We start from the raw sequence: 25,586 nt of genomic DNA on the forward strand, positions 1-25,586 counted from the left end.
GCTCAGTCCTGGCGCGCGCGCAGACCGTTGACGAACGGGCAGCCCAGCAGCACCCGGATGGCTTTGCCCAACCCGATCACGTCGTCCACCGGCGCCCGGAACGGCAGCCGGATGTCCTGGTCGCCCTCGGCGCTCTCCACCCGCAGCCGCATCCCGTATCGGTCGATGCCGAGCGGGCGGATGTCGCCGCGCCGCAACCGGGCCGGCAACCGCGAGGCGAGCCGCGCGACGACGTCGCGGTGAGCGGTGTCGAGGTGACGGATCCAGCATGATTCGAAGGCGCAGAACGGGTCGGGCCGCGCCGCGAGCAATGCGGCGGAGTCGACCGCCTCGGCGCCGGTGGCGTCGGTGACCACCACCGACTCGATCTCCAACCGGGCCAGCAGGTACTGGGTGTCGGCCGGCCCATCGGCGGCCACCGGCCGCGAGGCCGATGTCCGCACCTGCAGCAGTGCCGGATGCGGGTGCTCGGAGGCGATCAGATCGAGCATCTCGCGCACCTCGGGGAGGGCGATCTGGTGCAGGCGCCCGCGAATCCAGACCAGTGATCGAACCGGTTCGCGCAGCGGCAACGGCGCGTAATCGGCCAGCTCCAGCACGGTTTGGGCGCCTGCGGGCCCGGCGTCCTCCAACTGCGCGGCGACGGGTCCGTCGGCTGGGACGCCGACCGCAAACGAGCCGTCGGCGAGCAGATGATGCAGCGGCGTGGTGAGCGGGTCGGCGCTTTCGATCGCGAGTAGCGCCCCGCCGGCGCGGACACAGGTGCTGCGAATCCGCTCGGCCGTTGTGGGCGCCGGGCAGTGGGCGAGTGTCATCCTTGACCGTCCTAACAAGTGAGGTAAGCCTTACTTAACTAAAGACGATCCGGCGGCGCAACCCCTACGACCCGATAGGGTTTTGGTCGTGGCCAGCATCGCGTATCTCGGTCCGGCGGGGACCTTCACCGAAGCGGCGCTGTTGCAGATGACCGAAGCCGGCCTGGTTCCGCAGGCCACGGCGGATGCCCGGCAGCCGCTGCCGGTCGACAGCACGATCGCCGCGCTCGACGCCGTTCGGGACGGCGCGGCCGAATTCGCCTGCGTGCCGATCGAGAACTCGATCGACGGCTCGATCATGCCGACGCTGGACAGCTTGGCGATCGGGACGCCGCTGCAGATCTTCGCCGAGTTGACGCTGGACGTCTCATTCAGCATCGCCGTCCGGCCCGGCCGTAGCGCCGCCGACGTCCGCACGCTGGCCGCGTTTCCGGTTGCCGCCGCACAGGTGCGGAAGTGGTTGGCCGCCAATCTGCCCGGTGCCGAGCTGCGACCGGCCATCTCCAATGCCGATGCGGCGCAACAGGTTGCCGACGGACTCGTCGACGCCGCGGTGAGCTCCCCGCTGGCCGCCGTGCACCGCGGCCTGTCCACCCTGGCGGAGGGTGTGGTCGATGAGGCCAATGCGCGCACCCGGTTCGTGTTGGTCGGCCGGCCCGGTCGGCCGCCGGCCCGCACCGGAGCCGACCGGACCTCGGTGGTGCTGCGGATCGCGAATGTGCCGAGCGCACTGGTGTCGACGCTCACCGAGTTCGGGATCCGGGGCATCGACCTCACCCGCATCGAATCTCGGCCCACCCGAACCGAATTGGGCACCTACGTGTTCTTCCTGGATTGCGTCGGCCACATCGACGACGATGCCGTTGCCGAGGCCCTCAAGGCATTGCATCAGCGCTGCACCGATGTGCGGTACCTGGGCTCCTGGCCGACGGGCGAGGTAGCGGGCGCGCCGCCGCCTCCGCTGGACAAGGCCACGCGTTGGCTCGAGGCGTTGCGTTCGGGGACACCGCAATGAGCGGTCGGTTGGTGTTGGTGCGGCACGGCCAGTCCGTCGGCAACGTCGACAAGCGGCTGGACACCCGCCCGCCGGGGGCGGAGCTGACGCCGCTGGGCCGGGAGCAGGCACGCGATTTCGCGAAGGCGCTGACCGCCCCGCCCGGTCTGCTGTTGCATTCGGTGGCCACCAGAGCCGTGCAGACCGCGGCGGAGATCGGCGGCCTGGTCGGCGTGCCGGCCCGCGAAGTCGTCGGCATCCACGAGGTGCAGGTCGGCGACCTGGAAAACCGTAACGACGACGCCGCGGTCGACGAATTCAATGCCGTGTACGAGCGCTGGCTCAAGGGTGAGCGCGACGTGGCGATGCCGGGCGGGGAGAGCGCCGATCAGGTGCTCGACCGCTACCTGCCGGTGCTGGCCGAACTACGGACCCGCTACCTCGACGACGACGGCTGGACCGGCGACGTCGTGGTGGTCAGTCACGGCGCGGCGATCCGGCTGACGGCGGCGGTATTGGCAGACGTGCCAAGCACTTTCGCGCTCGACCACCACCTGGCCAACACCGAGTTCGTCGTTCTCGCGCCGAACGGTGACGCGGGATGGAGCTGCCGGCAGTGGGGAACGCATTCTCCGCCGTTCGCGCCCGATGTCGATGAGATCGACTCGGCCGCCGACCCGATGGGCTGACGAGCTAGATCGCGAGAGCCGAGCGCGCCTCGATGGCGGCGCACTCGCACCCGACCGCGTCGCAGTCGACGACGAACGTGTGCGGCAGCAGTTCCGGACCGACGCAGTCGTGGTCGGTGCACTCGGATCGGTGCAGCCAGTGGTGAATCAGGGTGCCGTGGCAATGCTCCAGGCCGGCCCGGCAGTCGCGGCAGCCTTGAATGTCCATGCGCCGTTTGTAGCACCGATCGCCGACAGATCCGCGCCGCCGCGCCCGGGTCGGAGGGATCAGGCCCAGCCCAGTTCGTGCAGGCGCTCGTCGTCGATGCCGAAATGGTGGGCGATCTCGTGGATCACGGTGATCTTGACCTCTTCGACGACGTCGTCCTCGTCGTCGCAGATGTCCAGCAGCGCGTCCCGGTAGATGGTGATGGTGTCCGGGAGTGAGCCGGCGTAGTGCGAATCCCGTTCGGTCAGTGCCACACCCTCGTACAGGCCCAGCAGCTCGTCGTCCTCGGGGTGCCGGTCATTGACCAGCACCACGACGTTGTCCATCACCGCGGCCAGCTTCGGCGGAACCAGGTCGAGCGCGTCGGACACCAGCTCGTCGAACCGTTGCGGATCCATCCGAACGGTCACGGGATTACTGCCCCGGCCCCGGTCCCGGTCCTGGTTCCGCGCCGGGCGGCGCGGGCGCGACCGGGTTCGCCGGCACGTCGGCGGGCGGCCCCTCGGGTGCCGGTGCGGGTGCCTGCGGCGCGGGGGAGGCCGGCTGCTGGGCGGGCGAGGGTTGTCCCGGCAGGTGCTGGTTGCCCTGCCGCTGCGAGTTCGTTCCCGACGACCCATTCGATCCGGACGAGCCGTTGGCCCCGGAGGACCCGTTGGCGCCGGACGAACCGTTGGCCCCGGACGAGCCGTTCGACCCCGTCGACGAGGCGCCCCCGCCGGGCTCGGGTCCGGTCGGGATCGGCGGCAGGTTGAGTCGCTCCTGCGGGATGTCCGGCGGCGGAACCGGCGCCTGCCCGTTGATCTTCAACGCGCCCTTGGCGCTGTTCAGCAGCGTGGCCCAGCCGCCGTTGCCCAGGGTGGCGCCGATGCTGCAGGCGACCTGACGGCTGCCGGACGACCAGCTGGGCAGCGACAGCGTGCTGTAGATCAGTGTCAGGGTGGTGCTGCGCAGCTGCACCGGCGCCAGGTAGGCATCGGTCAGCTTGGTGCAGGAGTCCTTGATGAAGCCGTCCTGCTCCGGCTCGGGCGGCAGGCCTTCGGGGAACCGGGCCAGCAGGTTGACCGTGCCGGTGACTTCCATCGCGTGCGGCGCGACGCAGTCGACCGGAATATCGGTGGGCTGGTTGGTGGCCGGGTCGATGCCCAGGCAGGTGCCGTCCGGCCAGACCTTGCTCTGGTCGACGTCGGCGACCTTGCCCTTGTAGGCCACCTGCTGGTTGCCGGAGCCCGGCAGCTGCAGGCCGCACAGCATCCGCCGGTCGCCGAATTGCCGCCACGCCTTGTCGCCCGACCACAGCATGCTGATGACGAACTTGCTGTTCGGATCGAACTTGGCGCCGAGGTAGCGGCGGACCGCCGACTCGCACTGCTCCTGGCTGATCTGCTCGATACGCGTGGAGGAGGGCGGCGGCGCCGATGGCCCGTACTCGGAGCCGGGGAAGGTGCGCATGTCGATGGACTCGGCGACCTCGAAGCGGTGCTCGTCCTTGCAGTCGACGATGTTGGCGGCCTCGGGCATCCGTTCCGGCCACATCAGGCAGTTGCCACCGACCGCATGCGCGAACGCGTCGTTGCTCTTGGTGCCGGTCGGCGGCACCGGGTCGATGTAGCCGGCCAGCCGTCCGGGACCGCCGCCGATCGGCAGGGCGGTGACCAGGCCGGCGATCAGCAGGCCGCCGAGCGCGGTCAACAGCAGCGCCCGTCGGGTCGCCGAGGGCTGCGTCGCGTGCTGCGGGGTGGAGAGCCGCACCCGCGACCGTCGACGCTTGGACGCCGAGTCCCCCGGCGCCGCTGAGGCGCCCGAGGCGTCGTCGTCGTCGCGCTCAGATGCGTGCCACATTGCCTCCATTCTGACAGGCGAACGCGGCTCTGTGACGGCTGTTACAGAAGTGAAATGGTTGCCGGTCGTCGGAGCGGACCGCGTAGGGTTCTAGCCCGTGATCGACCTGAGGTTGCTTCGGGACAATCCCGATTTCGTGCGTGAGTCGCAGCGCAAGCGCGGCGAGGACCCGACGCTGGTCGACACCCTGCTGGCGGCCGACACCGCGCGCCGTTCGGCGATCGCGACCGCGGACTCGCTGCGCGCCGATCAGAAGACTGCGAGCAAGGCGGTCGGCAAAGCCACACCCGACGAGCGGGCGGCGCTGCTGCAGACGGCCAAGGACTTGGCCGAACAGGTCAAATCCGCCGAGACGCAGCAGACCGACGCCGAAGCCACTTTCACGGCCGCCCACCTGGCGATCTCCAACGTGATCATCGACGGCGTCCCCGCCGGCGGTGAAGACGACTTCGTCGTCCTCGACGTCGTCGGCCAGCCCGCCGCGATCGACAATCCCCGGGACCACCTCGAGCTCGGCGAGGCACTCGGCCTGCTCGACATGGAGCGCGGCGCCAAGGTCTCCGGATCGCGGTTCTATTTCCTGACCGGTCAGGGCGCGCTGCTGCAGCTCGGCCTGCTCAACATGGCGATCAGGCTGGCCGCCGACAACGGCTTCGTGCCGATCATCCCGCCGGTCCTGGTGCGCCCCGAGGTGATGTCCGGCACCGGATTCCTCGGCGCCCATGCCGACGAGGTCTACCGGGTGGAGGCCGACGACCTCTACCTGGTCGGCACGTCGGAGGTCCCGCTGGCGGGCTACCACTCCGGTGAGATCCTCGATCTCGCCAACGGCCCGCTGCGCTACGCCGGCTGGTCATCGTGTTTCCGCCGCGAAGCCGGCAGCTACGGCAAGGACACCCGGGGCATCATCCGGGTGCACCAGTTCGACAAGGTGGAGGCGTTCGTCTACTGCGATCCGGCCGACGCCGAAGCCGAGCACCAGCGGCTGCTGGGCTGGCAGCGCGAGATGCTGGCCCGCATCGAGGTGCCCTACCGGGTGATCGACGTGGCCGCGGGCGATCTGGGCTCGTCGGCCGCGCGCAAGTTCGACTGCGAAGCCTGGGTGCCCACTCAGCACGCCTACCGCGAGTTGACCTCGACGTCCAACTGCACCACCTTCCAGGCCCGGCGGCTGGCCACCCGCTACCGCGACGGCAACGGCAAGCCCCAGGTCGCCGCGACGCTGAACGGCACCCTGGCCACCACCCGCTGGCTGGTCGCCATTCTGGAAAACCACCAGCAACCCGACGGCAGTGTGCGGGTTCCGGCGGCGCTGGTGCCCTTCGTCGGCACCGAGGTGCTCGAGCCGAAGTAGTGCCGTCGCGGCCGTCGCGAGCAGCAAAGTCGAGTCATCAGCTAGTTTGCTGCACTATCATCTGCTGACTGGAGTCATGCATGCGGTGACGGCAACCGCGTCTGAGGGGTGTTACAGCGCGATGGGGTGGCTGGCTCAGTGGTGGCACCAGTCCGATCATTATGACCGGCTGAGTGCGCATCTGGCGGCCCGCGGGATGAGCACCCTCACCCGCATCACTGTCTCGATCATCGCGGGCGGTCTGGCGCTGGTCGCGCTCCTCACCATCTGGACCCCGTCCGGCCCGACCGGCCCGGCCGCCCTCACCTGCGCGATCATCTCGGCAATCGGTGCGGCCGCCGGCGCGTTGCTCTGGGCGCTGCGCTGGCCCAGCCGCCGCACCGCCATCCGGTTCGCGCTGGGATCCACCGCCTGCATCGCGCTGATCGCGGTCGCCCAGAACGATCCGCTGATCGCCATGCTGACCTGCACCACCTTCGCGACGATGGCCAGCTACATCGCCCTGTTCCACCGGGCCTGGTTGATGGCCTACAACTTCACCGTCGCCAGCGCGATCAGTGGCTTCGAAGGCTTCCGGGTCGCCGAACGGCTGAACGGCATGGCGGCGCTGTGCTGTTGCCTGCTGCTGTTGCTGCTGAACCTCGCGGTGCCGTTCGGCGTTCAGGTGGTCGTGCACGTCCTGGGTGCCGACGCGGTCCGCGCCGAACGTGACCAGCTGACCGGGCTGTTCACCCGACGTGCCTTCCACCGTCGGGCCAAGGCCTGCCTGGATCTGGGCGGCCAGCAGCAGGCTTACGTCGTCGTGTCGGTGATCGACCTGGACCGCTTCAAACAGCTGAACGACAGCTACGGCCACAGCACTGGCGACGATGCGCTGGTCTCGGTGTCCCGTGCGCTACGAGACACCACCGACGACAGCGCGGTGATCGGCCGCTCCGGTGGCGAAGAGTTCGTGATCGCCGACTGCTGGCATCCCGACGAGGTGCATCGCCGCGCGCAGCAGCTGTGCGAGGAGATCGCCGCCCTGCCGTTCGGCATCACCGCCAGCGTCGGCACCGCCGGCGTCCATCCCGCCTACCGCACCGGTAGTCGCAGCGACCTGCTCATCGAACTGATCGCGGCCGCCGATGCGGCGATGTACACCGCCAAACGGCGGGGCGGAAATCAGGTCGGCCATCACGAATGGCCGCTGCCGCAGCCGCTGACCACCTACACCGACGACGAGACCGACTACCGCGACGGTGTCAGCGCCTAGACCACGTTGACGATGCAGACCGCGCAGCGGTCTGAGGAGGAGGCGGGACGTCAGACCCGCACGGTCGCGTGCCGGTGCTGGCGCTCGATGGTCGCGAAGTAGAACGCGAACGCGAACGCGAAACTGGTGAACAGGCTGGAGACGAAGTAGAGCCACGGTCGCCGCAACCCACGCCGGTACCCGTCCACGATCGTAAACAGCGGCAGCAGAACGACATTGGCGATCGTGTAGTCCTGGCTGGCCGAACTGGCCGCCGGGTTGGTGAACATCAGCCGGATGTACTCGGCCCAGCTGCCGTGCTCACCCCACAGCGGGTTGGTCGAGCCGTGCGAATACTCCTGCACGAAGCGGATGTTGAAGTACCAGCCGAGCGCGACCGAGGCGATACCGATCGCGTAATACAGCGCCTCCAGCGGGGAGAACAGCGCGCCGCCACCGGGACGGGAGAACACCGTGCGGTTCGAGGTGACGATCCACGTGATGACCGCGAGGCCGAGGATTGCGTGGGTGAGAAGCGAGACCATCGCCGCAGTCTCACCCCAGCGTCGAAGTTTTGTCAATATTGACACAACTCTTCTGAGGTAACTTACACGGATGATCCGGCCCGCCCAGACCGCGCGCAGCGAACGCACTCGTGAGGCGTTGCGGCAGGCGGCGCTGGTGCGTTTTCTGGCCCAAGGTGTCGAGGACACCTCGGCTGAGCAGATCGCCGCGGACGCCGGTGTGACGCTGCGGACGTTCTATCGCCACTTCTCCTCCAAGCACGATCTGTTGTTCGCCGACTACACCGGCCTGCACTGGTTTCGTGCCGCGCTGGGCGACCGGCCGGCCGACGAGGCGATCGTCGATTCGGTGCAGTCGGCGATCTTCGCGTTCCCGTATGACGTTGACGCCGTAGCGAAAATCGCTGCGCTGCGCGATCACGAGATCGACCCCGGCCGCATCGTCCGGCACATCCAGGACGTGCAGACCGACTTCGCCGACGCCATCGCCGCACAGTTGCAGCGGCGCAGTGGCGAGTCCACACCCACGCCGGATGACCGGGTGCGTTTCGCCGTGACGGCGCGCTGCATCGCGGCCGGTGTCTTCGGTGCGATGGAGGTCTGGATGCTCGGCGACAACCGCTCGCTGGGCGAGCTGGCCCGGCTGTGTCATCTTGCCCTCGAGACCCTGCGGGCCGGTATCACCGAACCCTGGCCCGGCCACGTTTCGTCATAATTGACAAAACTCTGCATCCCTGCCAGCCTGCTCAGCAGAGCGGAGAGGTGCGAGCAGATGACCGACTACGACGCGATCGTGATTGGCGCCGGACACAACGGCCTGGCCGCCGCGGTGCTGTTGCAGAAGGCCGGCCTGCGCACGCTGTGCCTGGAATCGAAGCTCTACGCGGGCGGAATGGCGTCCACCGTGGAACTGTTCGACGGCTACCACTTCGAGATCGCCGGCTCGGTGCAATTCCCCACCGCCGCGGTGGTCCGTGAGCAACTCGGCCTGGACACGATTCCGACCGTCGACCTCGAGGTGATGTCGGTGGCGCTGCGCGGGGTCGGCGACGATCCGATGGTCCAGTACAGCGACCCGATCAAGCTGTTCACCCACCTCAACGAGGTCCACGGCGCCGACGCGGTCAACGGCATGGCAGGGCTGATGGCGTGGGCGCAGGCCCCGTCGCGGGCGCTGGGCAGGTTCGACGCCGGTGCGCCGCCCAAGACGCTCGACGAGATGTATGCCTGTGCCACCAACGAATTCGAACGTTCCGCCATCGACGAGATGCTGTTCGGCTCGGTCACCGATGTGCTCGACCGCTACCTGCCGGATCGCGAGAAGCACGGCGCGCTACGCGGCTCGATGACCGTGCTAGCGGTCAACACGCTCTACCGCGGACCGGCCACCCCGGGCAGCGCGGCCGCGCTGGCGTTCGGTCTCGGCGTCCCCGACGGCGACACCATGCAGATGAAGAAGCTGCGCGGCGGAATCGGGGCGCTCACAACATATCTGGTCGACACGCTCGAGCGCGAGGGTGGCGAGATCCGGCTGCGCACCACCGTGACCGAGATCGTGGTGAACGACGGGGCAGTCGGTGGGGTACGCACCGAGGCGGGCGAGACGGTGACCGCGCCGATCGTCGTTTCGGCGTTGGCGCCCGATCTGACCGTCACCGAGCTGATCGACCAAGCCTCGGTTCCGGCGGACATCCGTGCCCGGTACGCGCGGATCGACCACCGCGGCAGCTACATACAGATGCACTTCGCTCTGGACGAGGCGCCCGATTTCACCGCCCCCTACGAGATGCTCAACGAGCCGAGCATGCAGGCATCGATCGGGATCTTCAGCACTCCCGAGGAAGTCCAGCAGCAGTGGGAAGACTGCCGGCGCGGAATCGTGCCCGTCGACCCGACCGTCGTCTTCCAGGTTCCCTCGCAGAACGACCCCGATCTCGCCCCGCCCGGCAAGCACGCCGCGTCGGCCTTCGCACTGTGGTTCCCGATCGAGGGCGAGGTCGACTACGGCGCGGCGAAAACCGAGATGGGCCAACGGGTGATCGACAAGATCAACCGGTTGGCACCCAACTTCGAACGCAGCATCAGCCGGCACACCACCTTCACGCCCAAACACATGGGGGTGATGTTCGGCGCCCCCGGCGGCGACTACTGCCACGGTCTGTTCCACGCAAACCAGATCGGGCCGAATCGGCCCGGCCCCACCGGCTATCTCGGGCAACCACTTCCGATCAGCGGGCTCTATCTGGCCAGCACCGGCTGCCACGGCGGGCCGGGCATCACCTTCATCCCGGGATACAACGCGGCCATGCAGGCGCTGGCCGACGCGGGGCGGTAACCGAACCGCGCGCATCGACTGTGCATGTTATGAGTGCTGGTGGCGCGAATTCGCCCACACAACCAGCACACTCGACACCTGAAGGCCGCTAGCCGCGGGCGTCGAGCAGTCGATCCAGCAGGGCGGTGAATTCGTCCGCATCGGCGGGAGTGAACGCCGGGCTGGGCCGGGCGCCGGGCACGTCCAGCGTGATCAGCGTCGACCGGAACGGCCGCCCGACGTCCAGTGGCAGCCAGCGGCGCAGGTCGGAGCTGCCCCAGATGCGGAACCGGTGCAGCAGCAACCCCAGCGGTTCGGCCTTGTAGCCCCGGACCTGCTGCAGCGCAATGATCTTCGAGGTACCGGACGGAAAGTGGTAGCGGCGCAACGTGATCGCCTCGCGATCCAGCAGAACCAGTCCGTCGTCGTAGGAATCGGTGGTCATTGTCGTGAACTCCGAATCTGATGGCCTCGGGCGGTCAGGCAGCGGCCGTTGTCCAGGTTCCACTGCCAGCCGTGCAGGTTGCAGGTCAAGGTGTTGCCCTCGATGATCCCGAATTTGGACAGGTCGGCCTTCAGGTGCGGACATCGCCGCTGGAGCTCCCAGCCGTCCAGGGTGATCGACGCGGAATCGTCGTGGGTCTCGGCGAACCAACCGTCGGCGTAGGCGATCCGCTCACCGGTCAGGCATTTGAAGAAGGTGTAGAGATATTCGTTGTAGCCACCGACCCGCCAGGCCCGGAACCGGGTGGACAGGAAGATGGTGTTGACCCAGTCGGGCTCGTCGTCGCGCAGCACGGTACGCACCAGCTCGGGTGGGATGGCGAACCCGTACCGGAACTTCTCGTCGGGAATCGGTTCGCGCACAGTGCGTTTCGGGAAGTCGAGGGCGACCCGCTCGGCGCCCATGACCAATTCGACGGGATAGCCGATGCCGTCGCAGATCTCGTCGCCGGCCAGCATGATCGGTTCGAACTTCGCGCGCAGCGGCTCGAGCAAGGACTCGCCGGTGGCAGGCGCCCAGCGGGCTTTCTCGGCCTGCAGCACCGGCGCCATCCGGGCGGCGTAGTCGGCGATGTAGTCGGCCTTGCCGGTGGTGAAGATGGCCTCGACCTGGTCGGTGGGCAGCGGGTGCTGGTGCGAGTTCAGTTGTGGGCCAGTGAATTCAGCCGTCGATCCGGGCATCATCAGCAGGCCGTGGTCGTGGCCGTTGCGCCGCAGCTGGTCGAGGAACACCATCTGGTCGGGGAAGATGTTGGCCGGATCGTCGTGGTCGTCGTTGAGGTCACGCAACTCCGGGTCGAGGAAACACGGCGGGCCGGCCGACGGGATCACCCAGGTGGCATCGACCTGCGCGATGTACTGACGCGACCGGTCCATCTGACGCTGACGCTTCTGGATGCCGAACGTCTCCTTGGCGCGATCGGGCATGTCGTAGACCATCGGGTACCAGATGGCGCCGGAGTACTGCAGCATGTGCACGTCGACGTGACCGAATTCCGCCGTCAGCACGTCCAGGTCCACCGGACGCGCGTCGTTCATGTTGAACGCGGTGGTGACGCCGTCACTGACCACCAGCCCGGAATCGCCGATCGGCCCGTCCGCGGGTGCCCGCAAGGCGATGACCATGATGTCCAGCTCGCCCTTCGGGCCGCTGAGCCGGTGCTTCACCGAGTCGGTGGTCTCGAAGAACCGGTGGAACCCGAGCAGCTGCAGGGCGTTCTTCAGATCCGGCACCGGATAGTCCGGCAGCAGGACCACGGCGTCTTTGTTGACGTGCGCAGTCAGCAGCTCGGCGTCGAAGTGGTCGCGGTGCAGGTGCGAGACGTACAGGTAGTCGCAGTCGCCCAAAGCGTCCCAGTCCAGCCTGCTGTTGTCCGGGAACGGGAACCACGACGCGAAGTAGGCCGGGTTGACCCACGGGTCGCACAGAATGCTGCCGGCCGGCGTATCTATCCGAAAGCCGGCGTGGCCGATGCTTGTGACCTGCACGTACACCCTTCGGGGACTGGAGTTGCAATGCTCGCCTGCGGAGCCGAGTTTAGCCGGGAGGCACGTCCCCGGCGTCCCAGAGCCGTCGGTAGTAGTCGAGCCCAGTTCGTCGTGCCCCGATCCGCCTTAGGCCCGCTGGAGCCGCCCAGCCGCGAACACTAGGCTTGGCGACCGTGGAACCGGTATACGGAACGGTCATTGCGCTCGTGCGGACGGTGTGGCGGGTGCAGGGTCTGCGTTTCACGGTCATCGGGCAGGAGAACATCCCGGCCACCGGCGGCGCCGTCATCGCCATCAACCACACCGGCTATATGGACTTCACCCTCGCGGGGCTGCCCGCATTCCGCGAACACCGGGCCCGCAAAGTCCGGTTCATGGCCAAGCAGGAAGTCTTCGACAGCAAGATCACCGGGCCGATCATGCGGGGCTGCCGGCACATCCCGGTCGACCGGGCCAGCGGTGCCGCGTCGTACGAGGCCGCGGTAGACCGGCTCAAGGCCGGTGAGCTCGTCGGCGTGTACCCCGAAGCGACGATCAGCCGCAGCTTCGAGATCAAGGAATTCAAGTCCGGTGCCGCCCGAATGGCGATCGAGGCCGGCGTGCCGATCATCCCGCACATCGTCTGGGGCGCCCAGCGGATCTGGACCAAGGGCCACCCCAAGAAGATGTTCCGCCCGAAGGTGCCGATCGTGGTGCTGGTCGGCGAGCCGATTCAGCCGACTCTGCCGGCGGCGGAGCTGACCACGCTGCTGCACTCCCGGATGCAGCATCTGCTGGAACAGGCGCAGGACGCCTACGGTCCGCATCCACCCGGCGAGTGGTGGGTGCCGCGCCGGCTCGGCGGCAGCGCGCCGACGCTGGCCGAGGCGGCCCAGATGGACGCCGAGGAAGCCAGCCAGCGAGCGGCGGCCCGGGCTGCCCGCAAAGCGGATCGCGCCGAATAGCGGCGTGCGGTCGCCGGGAATGTCAGCGGCCCCGAAGCACGTTCTTGAAAGATGTTTGCACCCGATAGGTGGTCGGTTGGTGCCGTCTGAGCTGGGCGTCGGCGTACCTACGGTAGCGAAGGCAAATGTTTTTAAGGACACTGATAAAGCCGCGGTCCGCTGACAGCAAACGGATGAGAGGAGCGACCGCCATGCCGGAGCCCTTCTACCGGTTCGGAGAGTGGGTCGTGCCGCCCGTCGTCGCGATGAACGGGACGAAGTTCACCTTCCGGGGTCTGGAGAACATCCCGCAGCACGGTGGTGCTCTGCTCGCCCAGAACCACACCAGCTATCTGGACTGGCTGCCGCCGCTGTTCGCCGCACGCGAGCGGGGGCGACGGATGTACTTCATGATCAAGGCGGAGATGGCCGACGTGAAATCGGTCAACTTCGTCATCAAGCACGCCCGGCTGATCCCGGTGGACCGCCGCGACGGTCACGACGCCTTCGAGGTCGCGGTGGAACGGCTGCGTGCGGGCGAACTCATCGGAATGCACCCGGAGGCCACCATCAGCCGCAGTTTCGAGCTGCGCGAGTTCAAGACCGGCGCGGCCCGGATGGCTCTGCAGGCGCAGGTGCCGATCGTGCCGCTGGCCGTCTGGGGCGCGCACCGGATCTGGCCCAAAGACCACGAGAAGAAGTTGTTCCGCAACAAGATTCCGATCACCGTCGCCGCCGGTCGGCCGTTGCCGCCGCGCGGGACCATCGAGGAGCTCAATGTCGATCTGCGACAGGCGATGAACGATCTGCTGTATCAGGTGCAGGAGGAGTACCCGCACCCCGAAGGCGAGTTCTGGGTACCGCGACGGCTCGGCGGCACAGCGCCGACCCGGGAGGACTCCCAGCAGATCCGGCTGCACGAACTCCAGGCGCGCCTGAACAAGTTCGGCACCGACGGCGTGACGCCTCCGGGGCAGCGCCAAAGTGGTACGCATTGATCGCCGGATGACGCTGCCCGCGCTGGTCGCCAGCGATGTCGACGGCACGTTGATCAACGAAGACGAGAAGGTCACGCCGCGGACCCGCGCCGCTGTGCGCGCGGCCGTCGATGCGGGTGCGCTGTTCCTGCTCGCCACCGGCCGACCGCCCCGATGGATCCCGCCGGTGGTCGACGGTCTCGGCTTTGCGCCGATCGCGGTGTGCGCCAACGGCGGAGTGATCTACGACCCGGAAACCGATCGGGTGATCTCGGCCAAGACGTTGTCCGTCGACGCACTGTCCGCGCTGGCCGACATCGCCACCCGGGTCATCCCCGGGGCCGGGCTGGCCGTCGAGCGGGTCGGGGCCAGCGCCCACGACAGCGCGACACCGCAATTCGTCAGTTCGCCGGGCTACGAGCACGCCTGGCTGAACCCCGACAACACCGAAGTCTCCCTCGACGACCTGCTCAGCGCACCGGCGATCAAGCTGCTGGTCCGCAAGGCCGGCGCCCGCAGCGCCGACATGGCCGCCGAGTTGCTCAAGCACATCGGAGCCGAAGGCGACCTGACCTATTCGACCAACAACGGGCTGATCGAGATCGTGCCGGTCGGGGTCAGCAAGGCCGCCGGCATCGCGGAGATCGCCGGGCCGCTGGGCATCGTCGACGCCGACTGGGTGGCGTTCGGCGACATGCCCAACGACGTGCCGATGTTGCTGCGCGCCGGCCTCGGGGTCGCGATGGGCAACGCGCACCCCGAAGCGCTCGCGGCCGCCGACGAGATCACGACCACTAACGCCGACGACGGCGTGGCGCGGGTGCTCGAACGCTGGTGGCTCTAGAGCCGTCGGGTCTAGCGCGACCGTAACGCCACCGCGTTTGTGGGCGCGGGATTCAACGGCAGCGTTACGCTCGCGAGCCTCAGCGAGCCGCGACCTGCCCAAAGTGTAGGAAAACCCCTTATAGATAACCTGCCCGACTTCACTCAGGATGTTCTAAGCATTCGCCTACGCGATGCCTACCAACCTCCAGTGTCCTGAGGAGAGTCACGTGCCGAAACGCCCATCGATTCAGACCGTCGCCGTAGCGGGCGCGGTGGCTGTCAGCGCCGGCTTGTTAGGCCTCGCCGCGCTGTCGCAGCCGCCGGGACCGTCAACCCAGACGCGGGCCGTGGTACTCACCGCGGGTGATGCCGAAATTTTCATGCCGGACCTGTCGACGTTCACCCCGACGGTGGCCGCGGGGTTCCCACCGGTCGAAGAGGTGCTGCAGGGCGCGGAGCAGTGGGACCTGATCAACTCGCCAGGCCTGAATGTCACCCTCGCCGGCACTGACACACAGACAACGATCGGATCGTTCGTCAACGATGACTTCCTGGAAAGCAGTGGCCTCGCGGGTGGTGCCGGTGCCGGTGCTGCCTTGCCCTATGAAGGCAGCGAGGTCGACCTGATGAACTTCGGCGGCGGCTTCGAGAGCGAGTGGTTGAGCTTCGTCGACATCAATGGCGGCAAAACCATCACCGACACCATCATCACGCCGTTCGGCAACTACACGATCCCGCTCGGGACCACTGCGGCCGAGGTCGCGGCCGCAGTGCCGGCAGCCGCCTACTCGTACGCAGACCTGCAGTCGTCCATCGATTTCACCACCGCTGCCGCCGACAAGCAGTTCGGCCTCGCCGAAGCCGCATTCACCCAGGGCCAGTACCCGCTGGCGTTGTCCGAGGCGCTGGGCGGGCTCAACAATCAGACGGTCGGAGTGGACAACGACCTGCTGGTGAACGGCTACGCCGCCCTCACCGGCGTCGGAGGCAACGCCGGGTACGCCCTCGAAAACCCACCCCAGCCGCAGGACCTCGCGATCGCGTTGACTGAGGTCCAAACCTCCCTGGCCAACGTCCAGCAGGATTTCTCCGTCGCATTCACCGAATTCGCCTCTGGTGACACCTATTTCGGCCTGGTCAACCTCGGTCAGGCCAGCATCGACTCGACCAGCGCGACCGACGCGCTCATCCTCGGGTTCTTCGACTCGATCCCGGGCATGGTGTTCACCAGCTGACAAACCGAGCGGTCGTCAGGCCGCCGGTGCGACGGGCGAGAAGCGCTCGAGCTGAACCGGCGGTCCGCTCGCCGGGGGCGGCGGGAGTTCCTCGACGACGCCGTCGATCACCCGGGTGACCCGTCCGCTGAGCCGATCGAAGTTCAACGTGCCGTGCTGGAAGTTCTGCTTGACCCATTGCGGCTCTTGGATCTCCGAACTGGTCGGCAGGCCGAGCGCACCCCGCTCGTAGCCGAGCGAAGCCCACTCGTCGTAGATGGCACCGGTCACGACCTGCGGGCCGGTTTCCGGCGACCAGTACATCGCGCCGCGGTCGAAGGTGGCGTAGCGGGCGGCCCCGTTGCCGGTCGCTTCGGGTGAGGTCGGTGCGCCCAGGACGCTGCTGGGTCCGCCGATCGTCTGCCAGCGTTCGTAGATGGCGCCGCCCTGCAGCGACAGGGCCAGGTCTTCAGGCCTCGGAGGGCCACTGAAATGCGCAGCGGTGTCCCGGATCTCGTCGAGCAGTCCGTAGGCGACGTTGCCTGGACAGTCGGTGGCGCCGACGTCGCGGTGGGCGAAGACGGTCGGCAACGTCGCTACAGCGTTGAGTGGGACGTGGGTGTTCTCCCCACCCTCCGACGGCAACCCGACGGTGCCCCGGGGGTCGATGTGGTCGATGCCGAGGCGCCAGCCGATCAGCCGGCCGATGGTGTGCAACTGGATCGGCGTCGGCGCGATGTCGTCGAAGTTGCCGATCATCGCCACGCCCCAGCTGTCCCGGTTGAAACCGCCGGTGTGGTCACCCTGCACCGGTCCGAGCAGCGCACCCGCCCGCCCTTCGAACACCTGGCCGTACTTGTCGACCAGCGCGTTGTAGGCGATGTCGCACCAACCCAGGATCTGGGTGTGATACGCGTGGATCGACTGCACGATCGCCGCCGAGTCCTGGGGCTGGTAGTCGTTGCTCTCAGCGGTGTGGTGGACCACCGCGGCGCGGATGGGTTGATCGAACGGCCGGTTACCGCAGTGCACGGCGTCATCGGCGCCCCACTGGGCGCGGGTGATGATCGCGGGCGCCTGGCCCGGGGCCACGATGGCGGTGGGCGGGTTCCACTGGGTGTCGGCCGGCGCCTGCGGCGGTGTGATCAGGATGGCCGAGATGTTCTGTGCCAGTGGCTGTTCCGATGTGGCCGGGATGTAGCCGAGGCCGGGTGCGGGGGTGCTCGCCGGCGCCGACGTGACCGGCGCACCGGCCGGGCGGCTGACCGAGATCTGCACGGTGGTGGTCCTGCCGACGAAGACGGGGTCGGTGCCGTGCGGGCCCGCTGCGGCACCGTCGCCGTGACCGGTCAACGTCTCGGTCTGGTACCAGGGGGTCCAGGATCCGTCGGGGTGACGGGCGCGGACCCGGGCGGTGGTTCCGGTCAGATCGCCGCCGGTGAGGGCGACCATGGAAAACGGTGTGGCCTGGCTGATTTCGCGAACGGTGACGCCACCGCCGAGTCCGACCAGCGGCTGCTGCGCCAGGTGGGTGTCGGCCGGGCCGGGGGTGTGGTCGCGTTGGCCACCGGAGGAGTCGACCGCCCACGGCAGGATGACGACGGTCGCCGCAATCGCGGTGAACAACATCGTCGGCGCGGGTCGGCGGGACGGCACAGCACGATGTTACGTATGTGTCTAGTGGTGCAAATGATTCGACACGCTACCGAAGTGAACAAAGTGATTTGCCCACGTCATGCCGAGAGTGCAATTGGCGAGCTATTTCGCGGGTAGCGGCCCCGGTGGTTGCACTCTCGCGTCGCACGCGGCACGGCACCGCAGAGTTTGGGTTGCCCCGGTCAGACCGGGGGTTCCACTTCTGCGGTGCCGTTTCGGGGGAAAGCCGAGGCCGCGTGCGGTCAGGGGATGGGTGCCGCCACCGGTGGCGGCACCGGGGCCGCCGCACCGTGCGCCGCGTTCTGCAGCTGCGGCAGGATCATGCCCTTGAGCAGGTCGATCGCCTGACCGGCGCCCAACTGGTTGGCCGCACTCATCATGTCGCTGACCAAGCCGCCGCTGGGAGCGGGCGCGGCACCCAGCGAGGGGTCACCCAGGATCGGGTAGGTGCCGCTGGCGGGGTCCAGGCCGACCGGGTCGCTGATCGGCAGCTCGCCCGGAGCGGTCAGGCCGCCGGCTCCCGTTGTGGGATCGAAGGCATTCGGGCTGGTCAGTCCCGGAGTCAGACCGGGGCTGGTCAGGCCTGGCGTGGTCAAACCCGGCGCGGCGGGCGTCAGACCCGGAGTGGTGAGCCCGGGAGTGGTGCCCGAGGTCAGTCCCGGAGTGGTGAGTCCGGGCGCGGCACTCGTGGTCAACCCCGGAGATGTCAGCCCCGGCGTGGTCAGACCCGGTGAGGTCAGACCGGGCGAGGTCAGACCGGGCGAGGTCAACCCCGGCGAGGTGAGCCCGGGCGTACCCAGCCCGGGGCTCAGGCCCAGGTCCGGAGAGCCCAGGCTGCTCGGGCTGGTGGCACCGGTCAGGCTCGGGATCGGGGGCAGCGAGACCCCGAACTGTGACAAGCCCTGGCTCAGTGCGCCCATCAGCTCACCGGGCAGATCGGTCATGGACGCTGCGCGGACGAACTCGTGCTGCTGGGGTGCGGGCTTGGCGGTCAAGTCGCAAACGGCGATGTAAGCAAAAGGACTCGCGACCGCCAGAGCGGCGAACGCGCTCGTGGCTGTCGAGAGCCTGCGTCGACGTCGGTTCGGCACGGAAGTCTCCTCAATCTGGACTGCGGTGTCGTGCACGCCGGGGGCGCGCACGGTGTCTGACTAGTGCTTATTCGGACACCTGGCCGATGTTACTTACGTGAATGTTGTTACTGGTGTGACGAGATCTAATCGTGAACCAATCGCGACTTTCGTCACCAAAAAAGGCTCAACCGTTATCCGCCACGCCGGTGATCGGGCTTGCTTTGAGCCTTGTCGCGGGAAAGCCCACGCGCCAAACGGGCGGCGGTCCCGTAGTCCGATACCCTAGGCAACCGATGACTTCTCCTTCCGGTCGCTTTGACCTCTATATCGTCGGCTCCGGTTTTTTCGGTCTGACGATTGCCGAGCGCGTGGCGACCCAGCTCGGCAAGCGAGTGCTCGTCGTCGACAGGCGACCGCACATCGGCGGCAACGCCTACTCCGAGGCCGAGCCGCAGACCGGCATCGAGGTGCACAAATACGGCGCCCACCTGTTCCACACCTCCAACAAGCGGGTGTGGGACTACGTGCGGCAGTTCACCGACTTCACCGGCTATCAGCACCGCGTCTTCGCGATGCACGACGGCCAGGCCTACCAGTTCCCGATGGGGCTGGGGCTGGTGGCGCAGTTCTTCGGCCGCTACTTCACCCCCGACGAGGCCCGGGCGCTGATTGCCGAGCAGGCCGCCGAGATCGCCACCGACGACGCGCAGAACCTCGAAGAGAAGGCCATCTCGCTGATCGGCCGGCCGTTGTACGAGGCGTTCGTCAAGCACTACACCGCCAAGCAGTGGCAGACCGACCCCAAGGAACTCCCGGCAGCCAACATCACCCGGCTGCCGGTCCGCTACACGTTCGACAACCGCTACTTCAACGACACCTACGAGGGCCTGCCGGTCGACGGGTACACGGCCTGGCTGCAGAACATGGCCGCCGACGAGCGCATCGAGGTCAGGCTGGACACCGACTGGTTCGACGTCCGCGACGAGTTGCGCGCCGCCAGCCCGGACGCCCCGGTGGTCTACACCGGTCCGCTGGACCGCTACTTCGACTACGCCGACGGCCACTTGGGCTGGCGCACACTGGATTTCGAGATGGATGTGCTGCCGACCGGTGATTACCAGGGCACCCCGGTGATGAACTACAACGACGCCGACGTGCCGTACACCCGCATCCACGAGTTCCGGCACTTCCATCCGGAGCGGGACTACCCGGCCGACAAGACCGTGATCATGCGGGAGTACTCCCGGTTCGCCGAGCACGACGACGAGCCGTACTACCCGATCAACACCGAGGCAGATCGCGCGGTGCTGGCGGCCTACCGAACCCGGGCCGCGAACGAAACCGACACGGCCAAGGTGCTTTTCGGCGGGCGCCTCGGCACCTACCAGTATCTCGACATGCACATGGCCATCGCCAGTGCGTTGAACATGTACGACAACGTGCTGGCGCCGCACTTGCGTGACGGCGTGGCACTGAGTGAGAACAGCAGAGGAAGATGACCAACCCCACTGTCGCAGATGTGAGCCCAGCCGCTTACGAAGAGCACAGCAAGGCGGTGAGCCTGCTGGCCCGCGTGATCCTGCCGCGGCCAGGCGAGTCGCTCGACGTCCGCAAGCTCTATCTCGAAGAGTCGAAGACCAATGCCCGGCGCGCGCACGCCAACGGCCGGACCTCGCTGCAGATCGGCGCCGAGTCGCAGGTTTCGTTCGCCACCTACTTCAATGCGTTCCCGGCGAGCTACTGGCGGCGGTGGACGACATGTAAGACGGTGGTGCTGCGCGCCGAGCTCACCGGCCAGGGCCGGGTCGACGTCTACCGCACCAAGGCCACCGGTGCCCGGATCTTCGTCGAGGGCCGGGACTTCGCCTCCACCGGCGGCGACCCTGCGGTCGTCGAATTCGAACTGAGCCTGCAGCCTTTCGAGGACGGCGGGTGGATCTGGTTCGACATCACCACCGACTCCGACGTCACACTGCGCAGTGCCGGCTGGTACTCCGACCAGCCCGCGCCGGGTGTGGCGAACGTGGCGATCGGCATCCCGACCTTCAACCGGCCGAACGACTGCGTCAACGCGTTACGCGAGCTGACCGCAGACCCGTTGGTGGACAAGGTGATCGGCGCGGTCATCGTGCCAGACCAAGGTACGAACAAGGTCCGCGACCATCCCGACTTCGCGGCCGCCACGGCGCCGCTGGGCGACCGGCTGGTGATCCACGACCAACCCAACCTCGGCGGCTCGGGCGGATACAGCCGGGTGATGTACGAGGCGCTGAAAAACACCGACTGCCAACAGATCCTGTTCATGGACGACGACATCGAGTTGCAGTCGGACACCATCCTGCGGATCCTCGCGATGCACCGCTTCGCCAAGGCGCCGATGCTGGTCGGCGGCCAGATGCTCAACCTGCAGGAGCCGTCGCACCTGCACATCATGGGCGAGATGGTCGATCGGGCCAACTTCATGTGGACCGCGGCGCCCTACACCGAGTACGACCACGACTTCGCCAAATTCCCGTTGAGCGACAACAACCCTCGCAGCCAGCTGCTGCACCGGCGGATCGACGTCGACTACAACGGCTGGTGGACGTGCATGATCCCGCGCCATGTCGCCGAAGAACTCGGTCAGCCGCTGCCGCTGTTCATCAAGTGGGACGACGCCGACTACGGCCTGCGCGCCGCCGAACACGGCTACCCGACCGCGACGCTGCCCGGTGCGGCGATCTGGCACATGGCCTGGAGCGACAAGGACGACGCCATCGACTGGCAGGCCTACTTCCACCTCCGCAACCGGCTGGTGGTGGCCGCCATCCACTGGGACGGCGAGGTCAAGGGCCTGGTCCGCAGCCACTTCAAGGCGACGCTGAAACACCTTTCCTGCCTTGAGTATTCGACCGTCGCCATTCAGAACAAGGCGATCGACGACTTCCTGGCCGGCCCGGAGCACATCTTCTCGATCCTGGAATCCGGGCTGCCCGAAGTGCACCGGATGCGCAAGGAATATCCGGACGCCGTCGTACTGCCGTCGTCGGACGCACTACCCCAGCCGTCGCAGCGCAACTACGAGATGAAGCCGCCGGTGCACCCGCTGTCGATCGGCTACCGGCTGATACGTGGAACCCTGCATCAGCTGAAAAAGACTGCGCCGCAACACCATCAGCGGCCGCAACTCAACGTGCCGACCCAGGACGCCCGTTGGTTCCGGCTTGCCACGCTGGACGGCGCCACCGTGACCACCGCCGACGGCCGCGGTGCGGTCTACCGTCAGCGCGACCGCGACAAGATGTTCGCGTTGCTGTGGCAGTCGCTGCGCCGCCAGCGTCAACTGCTGAGCCGCTTCGACGAGATGCGCCGCGTCTACCGCGCCGCGCTGCCGGTGTTATCCAGCAAGGAGAAGTGGGAGACGGTGTTGCTGCCGACCCAGAGCAATGCGGCTGGCAATGGCCGACATCGCGGCTGAGTCGGCATCGCCGAGCGGCGAAGTCGCGGTCCTGGTCGCCGTGCAGTCGGCGCTGGCGGGCCGACCCGGCGCCTTGGCGATCGCCCGGGCGCTGTCCCATTTCGGTGAGCACAGCCTCGGCTGGTTGGCGGTGTCGGGAATCGGCGCGGTCGCGCAACCCGCCCGGCGCCGCAGCTGGCTGCTGGCCGGCGCCGGTGCGTTCGCCGCGCACGCCGCCGCCGTGGTGATCAAGCGGATCGTGCGCCGCCCGCGCCCGCACCATCCCGCCGTCGCGATCAACGTCGGCACCCCGAGCAGCCTGAGCTTCCCGTCGGCGCACGCCACCTCCACCACCGCGGCAGCGATTCTGCTGGGGCGGGCCACCGGTTTACCGCTGCCTGTCATGCTGGTGCCGCCGATGGCGCTCTCCCGGGTGCTGCTCGGCGTGCACTATCCCAGCGACGTGGCCACCGGGGTGGCCGTCGGAGCCGCAGTGGCGGCTGCCACGGAATGGGCCGCCGTCCAGGTCGACCGTCGGACGACAGGTGGAGCGTGGAGATGAGTAGTGAGGTAGGCGACGTCGAGGACAAGGTGGCCGGACCGCCGGCCAACTTGATCGCCGGCGTCATCAAGGCGATGCGCCCGCGGCAGTGGGTGAAGAACGTGCTGGTGCTGGCCGCGCCGCTGGCCGCGTGGGGCGCCGACGCCCACTACAACTACCGCGACATGCTGATCCAGATCGCCGTCGCCTTCGTGGTGTTCAGCCTGAGCGCGTCGTCGATCTACCTGATCAACGACGTCCGCGACGTCGAGGCCGACCGTCAGCACCCCACCAAGCGGTTCCGCCCGATCGCGGCGGGCATCGTGCCCGAGTGGCTGGCCTACACGATGGCGGCCGTGCTCGCGGCCGCGTCGCTGGGCATCGCGTGGCTGCTCACCCCCAACCTGGCCGTGGTGATGGCCGTCTACCTGGTGATGCAGCTGGGCTACTGCTTCGGCCTCAAGCACCAAGCGGTGATCGACATCAGCATCGTGTCGTCGGCGTATCTGATCCGGGGTATCGCCGGCGCGGCCGCCACCAGCATTCACCTGTCGCAGTGGTTCCTCCTGGTGCTCGCGTTCGGGTCGCTGTTCCAGGCGGCCGGCAAGCGTTACGCCGAGTTGCAACTGGCCGAGCGAACCGGGGCTAGCATCCGCAAGTCGCTGGAGAACTACACCAGCACCTACCTGCGGTTCGTCTGGACGATGTCGGCCACCGCGGTGGTGGTCTGCTACGGGCTCTGGGCGTTCGAGCGCGACCACGGCAAGGCCGGCTGGTTCGCGGTGTCGATGGTGCCGTTCACCATCGCCATCCTGCGGTACGCGGTGGACGTCGACGGCGGGGTCGCCGGCGAGCCCGAGGAGATCGCGTTGCGCGACCGGGTGCTGCAAGTGTTGTTCCTGGCCTGGATCGGAACCATAGGTGTCGCAGTCATCCTCGGCTGACGCGACCGGCCACGCCCCAGCCCCGATCCTGCGCTGGCCGGCGCTGAAGTCGGTCGTCAAGCCGTCCTTCCCCTACGACATCACGGTCCGGGCCAGCCTCTGGGTGAGCGTGGCCGTGGTCGCGGTGCTGTTCGGATATGGCGCCTGGCAGCGCCGCTGGATCGCCGACGACGGCCTGATCGTGCTCCGAACCGTGCGAAACCTGTTGGCGGGCAACGGTCCGGTGTTCAACCAGGGCGAGCGGGTCGAGGCCAACACCTCGGTGGTGTGGACGTATCTGGTGTACGTCGCCAGCGCGGTGACCCGGCCCCTGCAATTGGAATACGTGGCGCTGGCGCTGGCGCTCGGGTTGAGCCTGCTGGGCCTGGCGATGCTGATGTTGGGCACCGGCCGGTTGTTCGCCCCCAGCCTGACGGGTCGCCGCGCGATCATGCTGCCGGCCGGCGCGCTGGCCTACATCGCGGTGCCGCCGGCGCGCGACTTCGCCACCTCCGGCCTCGAAAGTGGTTTGGTGATGGCCTATCTCGGGCTGCTCTGGTGGATGCTGGTCTGCTGGTCGCAAGCCAAGCGGGGCCGCCCTCCGACCCGGGCGTTCGTCCTGGCGCTGGCCTTCGTCGGCGGCTGCAGCGTCCTGGTGCGTCCGGAGCTGGCGCTGATCGGCGGTGGGGCGCTGATCATGATGCTGATCGCCACCCGGGACGGCCGGCGCAGGCTCGAGATCGTGCTGGCCGGTGGACTGTTGCCGGTGGGATACCAGATCTTCCGAATGGGCTACTACGGCTTGCTGTTTCCAGGCACCGCGCTGGCCAAGGACGCCGGTGGCGACAAGTGGTCGCAGGGCCTGATCTATCTGACGAATTTCAACGGGCCGTACGTGTTGTGGGTGCCGCTGTTCCTGCTGGCCGGCTTGGGGCTGGTGCTGTGGGCCTCGACGCGCCGCAGCAAGCCGGCCGGGGCGCCGCCGGCGACCGGCGGGCCGCTGGCCCGCACCACGCAGAGCCCGGCTGCCGTCGTGATCTTCATCCTGGTCAGCGGGTTGCTGCAGGCTGTGTACTGGATCCGGCAAGGTGGAGACTTCATGCACGGCCGGGTGTTGCTGGCTCCGTTGCTGTGCCTGATCGCGCCGGTCGCGGTGGTGCCGGTGGTGTTTCCCGACGGCACCCGGCTGTCCCGCGAGGCCGGTTACTGGTTGGCCGGCGTGGTCAGCGCGTTGTGGATGTCGGTGGCGGGATGGGCGCTGTGGGCGGCCAATTCGCACGGCCTGGGCGACGACGCCACCCGGGTCACCTACAGCGGCATCGTCGACGAGCGCCGGTTCTATGCGCAGGCAACGGGTCACGCGCATCCGCTGACCGCGGCCGACTACCTCGACTACCCCCGGATGCGGGCAGTTCTGGTGGCGCTCAACAACACTCCGGAGGGCGCCCTGCTGCTGCCGTCCGGTAATTACGACCAGTGGGACCTGGTCCCACCCATCCCGCCGACGTTGCCGCCCGGCGCCCCGCCTCCCCGAACAGGGCCGCACACAGTGTTTTTCACCAACCTCGGCATGGTCGGCATGAACGTCGGCCTGGACGTCCGGGTGATCGACCAGATCGGTCTGGCCAATCCGCTGGCGGCGCACACCGCGCGGCTGCAGCACGGCCGCATCGGCCACGACAAGAACCTCTTCCCGGACTGGGTGATCGCCGACGGGCCGTGGGTGAAGTGGTACCCCGGCGTGCCGGGCTACCTCGACCAGAAGTTCGTCCACCAGGCGGAGGCGGCACTGAAATGTCAGGGCACCCAACAGGTGCTGAACTCCGTGCGCAGCCCGATGGGGTTCCACCGGTTCCTGTCGAACCTGCTGCACTCGGTGAAGTTCACCCGCTACCGCATCGACCGCGTCCCGCGCTACGAGCTGATCAGGTGCGGTCTGGCCATCCCGGAATCCGGCGCCGCCGAGTACACCGGCCTGCCGGCCACCGGGCCCTGACCCGGGCCGCCGGCGTTATCGGCAGGCGAATTTCTGCCGGCCATCGGTCGGCGCACACC

Annotated in this window: 23 protein-coding genes and 1 pseudogene; 15 read left to right on the forward strand and 9 right to left on the reverse strand. The window is 67.9% G+C overall.

Annotation, left to right across the window (positions count from 1 at the left end; all coding sequences use genetic code 11):
* Nucleotides 1–2: 2 nt before the first annotated feature.
* Nucleotides 3–815, reverse strand: a complete 813-nt coding sequence (locus ACZYW1_RS12455; RefSeq protein ID WP_463786147.1) for a DUF2470 domain-containing protein — start codon at nt 813–815, stop codon at nt 3–5.
* Nucleotides 816–903: 88 nt separating this feature from the next.
* On the opposite strand from ACZYW1_RS12455, the gene pheA reads away from it, so the two are divergent.
* A complete protein-coding gene (gene pheA / locus ACZYW1_RS12460; RefSeq protein ID WP_463786149.1) occupies nt 904–1,830 on the forward strand; it encodes a prephenate dehydratase in 927 nt (308 codons plus the stop codon).
* On the forward strand, nt 1,827–2,498 hold the full coding sequence (locus tag ACZYW1_RS12465; RefSeq protein WP_463786152.1) for a histidine phosphatase family protein: 672 nt from the start codon (nt 1,827–1,829) through the stop codon (nt 2,496–2,498). Before pheA ends, ACZYW1_RS12465 begins: the two co-directional genes overlap by 4 nt.
* Nucleotides 2,499–2,502: 4 nt before the next feature.
* Here ACZYW1_RS12465 and ACZYW1_RS12470 read toward each other — a convergent pair whose 3' ends face one another.
* The 3 genes from ACZYW1_RS12470 to ACZYW1_RS12480 are packed head-to-tail and all read right to left on the reverse strand — an operon-like array spanning nt 2,503 to nt 4,545.
* Entirely contained in the window at nt 2,503–2,706 is a 204-nt protein-coding gene (locus ACZYW1_RS12470; RefSeq protein ID WP_463786153.1) for a hypothetical protein, read from the reverse strand.
* A 59-nt stretch (nt 2,707–2,765) separates the two neighbouring features.
* Entirely contained in the window at nt 2,766–3,116 is a 351-nt protein-coding gene (locus ACZYW1_RS12475; protein ID WP_463786155.1) for a metallopeptidase family protein, read from the reverse strand.
* 4 nt (nt 3,117–3,120) lie between these two features.
* Complete coding sequence (locus ACZYW1_RS12480) at nt 3,121–4,545, reverse strand: septum formation family protein (RefSeq protein ID WP_463786157.1); 1,425 nt, start codon at nt 4,543–4,545, stop codon at nt 3,121–3,123.
* A gap of 97 nt (nt 4,546–4,642) precedes the next feature.
* On the opposite strand from ACZYW1_RS12480, the gene serS reads away from it, so the two are divergent.
* Together serS and ACZYW1_RS12490 are read left to right on the forward strand one after the other, a co-directional pair.
* Complete coding sequence (gene serS, locus ACZYW1_RS12485; RefSeq protein WP_463786159.1) at nt 4,643–5,899, forward strand: serine--tRNA ligase; 1,257 nt, start codon at nt 4,643–4,645, stop codon at nt 5,897–5,899.
* Between the two features lie 85 nt (nt 5,900–5,984).
* Complete coding sequence (locus tag ACZYW1_RS12490) at nt 5,985–7,154, forward strand: GGDEF domain-containing protein (RefSeq protein WP_463786161.1); 1,170 nt, start codon at nt 5,985–5,987, stop codon at nt 7,152–7,154.
* 50 nt (nt 7,155–7,204) lie between these two features.
* Here the strand turns inward: ACZYW1_RS12490 and ACZYW1_RS12495 are convergent, their stop codons facing one another.
* Nucleotides 7,205–7,678, reverse strand: coding sequence for a DUF2834 domain-containing protein (locus ACZYW1_RS12495; protein WP_463786162.1), 474 nt, complete (start codon nt 7,676–7,678; stop codon nt 7,205–7,207).
* Between the two features lie 70 nt (nt 7,679–7,748).
* Here ACZYW1_RS12495 and ACZYW1_RS12500 point away from each other — a divergent pair, with 70 nt between their 5' ends.
* Complete coding sequence (locus ACZYW1_RS12500; RefSeq protein WP_463786163.1) at nt 7,749–8,372, forward strand: TetR/AcrR family transcriptional regulator; 624 nt, start codon at nt 7,749–7,751, stop codon at nt 8,370–8,372.
* Between the two features lie 57 nt (nt 8,373–8,429).
* Nucleotides 8,430–9,992: a phytoene desaturase family protein gene (locus ACZYW1_RS12505; protein ID WP_463786165.1), complete on the forward strand. Its 1,563-nt coding sequence runs from the start codon at nt 8,430–8,432 to the stop codon at nt 9,990–9,992.
* Between the two features lie 88 nt (nt 9,993–10,080).
* Here ACZYW1_RS12505 and ACZYW1_RS12510 read toward each other — a convergent pair whose 3' ends face one another.
* Together ACZYW1_RS12510 and ACZYW1_RS12515 are read right to left on the reverse strand one after the other, a co-directional pair.
* The gene (locus tag ACZYW1_RS12510; RefSeq protein WP_463786167.1) at nt 10,081–10,416 is read right to left on the reverse strand and encodes a hypothetical protein; all 336 of its coding nucleotides are present in this window, start codon (nt 10,414–10,416) and stop codon (nt 10,081–10,083) included.
* Complete coding sequence (locus ACZYW1_RS12515; protein ID WP_463786169.1) at nt 10,413–11,963, reverse strand: Rieske 2Fe-2S domain-containing protein; 1,551 nt, start codon at nt 11,961–11,963, stop codon at nt 10,413–10,415. Before ACZYW1_RS12515 ends, ACZYW1_RS12510 begins: the two co-directional genes overlap by 4 nt.
* A 173-nt stretch (nt 11,964–12,136) precedes the next feature.
* Between ACZYW1_RS12515 and ACZYW1_RS12520 the strand changes: the two genes are divergently transcribed.
* From ACZYW1_RS12520 to ACZYW1_RS12535, 4 genes are all read left to right on the forward strand, one after another.
* Nucleotides 12,137–12,907: a lysophospholipid acyltransferase family protein gene (locus ACZYW1_RS12520; protein WP_463786171.1), complete on the forward strand. Its 771-nt coding sequence runs from the start codon at nt 12,137–12,139 to the stop codon at nt 12,905–12,907.
* A 191-nt stretch (nt 12,908–13,098) separates the two neighbouring features.
* The gene (locus ACZYW1_RS12525; RefSeq protein ID WP_463786172.1) at nt 13,099–13,884 is read left to right on the forward strand and encodes a lysophospholipid acyltransferase family protein; all 786 of its coding nucleotides are present in this window, start codon (nt 13,099–13,101) and stop codon (nt 13,882–13,884) included.
* Nucleotides 13,885–13,891: 7 nt separating this feature from the next.
* Complete coding sequence (locus ACZYW1_RS12530) at nt 13,892–14,707, forward strand: HAD family hydrolase (protein WP_463786174.1); 816 nt, start codon at nt 13,892–13,894, stop codon at nt 14,705–14,707.
* A 208-nt stretch (nt 14,708–14,915) separates the two neighbouring features.
* On the forward strand, nt 14,916–15,923 hold the full coding sequence (locus ACZYW1_RS12535) for a hypothetical protein (RefSeq protein ID WP_463786175.1): 1,008 nt from the start codon (nt 14,916–14,918) through the stop codon (nt 15,921–15,923).
* A 15-nt stretch (nt 15,924–15,938) separates the two neighbouring features.
* Here the strand turns inward: ACZYW1_RS12535 and ACZYW1_RS12540 are convergent, their stop codons facing one another.
* Both ACZYW1_RS12540 and ACZYW1_RS12545 read right to left on the reverse strand, forming a co-directional pair.
* Entirely contained in the window at nt 15,939–17,558 is a 1,620-nt protein-coding gene (locus tag ACZYW1_RS12540; RefSeq protein WP_463786178.1) for an N-acetylmuramoyl-L-alanine amidase, read from the reverse strand.
* A gap of 429 nt (nt 17,559–17,987) precedes the next feature.
* Nucleotides 17,988–18,302 (reverse strand): annotated as a pseudogene (locus ACZYW1_RS12545) (hypothetical protein); the annotation flags it as partial.
* Nucleotides 18,303–18,924: 622 nt separating this feature from the next.
* Here ACZYW1_RS12545 and glf point away from each other — a divergent pair.
* The 5 genes from glf to zomB are packed head-to-tail and all read left to right on the forward strand — an operon-like array spanning nt 18,925 to nt 25,527.
* Nucleotides 18,925–20,130: a UDP-galactopyranose mutase gene (gene glf / locus ACZYW1_RS12550; protein ID WP_463786180.1), complete on the forward strand. Its 1,206-nt coding sequence runs from the start codon at nt 18,925–18,927 to the stop codon at nt 20,128–20,130.
* On the forward strand, nt 20,127–22,088 hold the full coding sequence (locus ACZYW1_RS12555; RefSeq protein WP_463786181.1) for a glycosyltransferase: 1,962 nt from the start codon (nt 20,127–20,129) through the stop codon (nt 22,086–22,088). Before glf ends, ACZYW1_RS12555 begins: the two co-directional genes overlap by 4 nt.
* Entirely contained in the window at nt 22,069–22,629 is a 561-nt protein-coding gene (locus tag ACZYW1_RS12560; protein WP_463786183.1) for a phosphatase PAP2 family protein, read from the forward strand. Before ACZYW1_RS12555 ends, ACZYW1_RS12560 begins: the two co-directional genes overlap by 20 nt.
* The gene (locus tag ACZYW1_RS12565; RefSeq protein WP_463786184.1) at nt 22,626–23,552 is read left to right on the forward strand and encodes a decaprenyl-phosphate phosphoribosyltransferase; all 927 of its coding nucleotides are present in this window, start codon (nt 22,626–22,628) and stop codon (nt 23,550–23,552) included. Before ACZYW1_RS12560 ends, ACZYW1_RS12565 begins: the two co-directional genes overlap by 4 nt.
* The gene (gene zomB / locus ACZYW1_RS12570) at nt 23,530–25,527 is read left to right on the forward strand and encodes a flagellar motor control protein ZomB (RefSeq protein WP_463786186.1); all 1,998 of its coding nucleotides are present in this window, start codon (nt 23,530–23,532) and stop codon (nt 25,525–25,527) included. The genes ACZYW1_RS12565 and zomB overlap by 23 nt, the downstream gene beginning before the upstream one ends.
* Nucleotides 25,528–25,586 lie beyond the last annotated feature (59 nt).

The sequence above is a fragment of the Mycobacterium sp. IDUB_36 genome (assembly GCF_055419225.1).

Coding starts and splice junctions, on each gene's coding strand:
- ACZYW1_RS12525 (WP_463786172.1), top strand. CDS start 13,099: ATGCCGGAGCCCTTCTACCGGTTCGGAGAGTGGGTCGTGCCGCCCGTC.
- ACZYW1_RS12530 (WP_463786174.1), top strand. CDS start 13,892: ATGACGCTGCCCGCGCTGGTCGCCAGCGATGTCGACGGCACGTTGATC.
- ACZYW1_RS12500 (WP_463786163.1), top strand. CDS start 7,749: ATGATCCGGCCCGCCCAGACCGCGCGCAGCGAACGCACTCGTGAGGCG.
- ACZYW1_RS12565 (WP_463786184.1), top strand. CDS start 22,626: ATGAGTAGTGAGGTAGGCGACGTCGAGGACAAGGTGGCCGGACCGCCG.
- ACZYW1_RS12560 (WP_463786183.1), top strand. CDS start 22,069: ATGGCCGACATCGCGGCTGAGTCGGCATCGCCGAGCGGCGAAGTCGCG.
- ACZYW1_RS12555 (WP_463786181.1), top strand. CDS start 20,127: ATGACCAACCCCACTGTCGCAGATGTGAGCCCAGCCGCTTACGAAGAG.
- ACZYW1_RS12470 (WP_463786153.1), bottom strand. CDS start 2,706: ATGGACATTCAAGGCTGCCGCGACTGCCGGGCCGGCCTGGAGCATTGC.
- ACZYW1_RS12505 (WP_463786165.1), top strand. CDS start 8,430: ATGACCGACTACGACGCGATCGTGATTGGCGCCGGACACAACGGCCTG.
- ACZYW1_RS12455 (WP_463786147.1), bottom strand. CDS start 815: ATGACACTCGCCCACTGCCCGGCGCCCACAACGGCCGAGCGGATTCGC.
- ACZYW1_RS12510 (WP_463786167.1), bottom strand. CDS start 10,416: ATGACCACCGATTCCTACGACGACGGACTGGTTCTGCTGGATCGCGAG.
- ACZYW1_RS12480 (WP_463786157.1), bottom strand. CDS start 4,545: ATGTGGCACGCATCTGAGCGCGACGACGACGACGCCTCGGGCGCCTCA.
- ACZYW1_RS12465 (WP_463786152.1), top strand. CDS start 1,827: ATGAGCGGTCGGTTGGTGTTGGTGCGGCACGGCCAGTCCGTCGGCAAC.
- glf (WP_463786180.1), top strand. CDS start 18,925: ATGACTTCTCCTTCCGGTCGCTTTGACCTCTATATCGTCGGCTCCGGT.
- ACZYW1_RS12495 (WP_463786162.1), bottom strand. CDS start 7,678: ATGGTCTCGCTTCTCACCCACGCAATCCTCGGCCTCGCGGTCATCACG.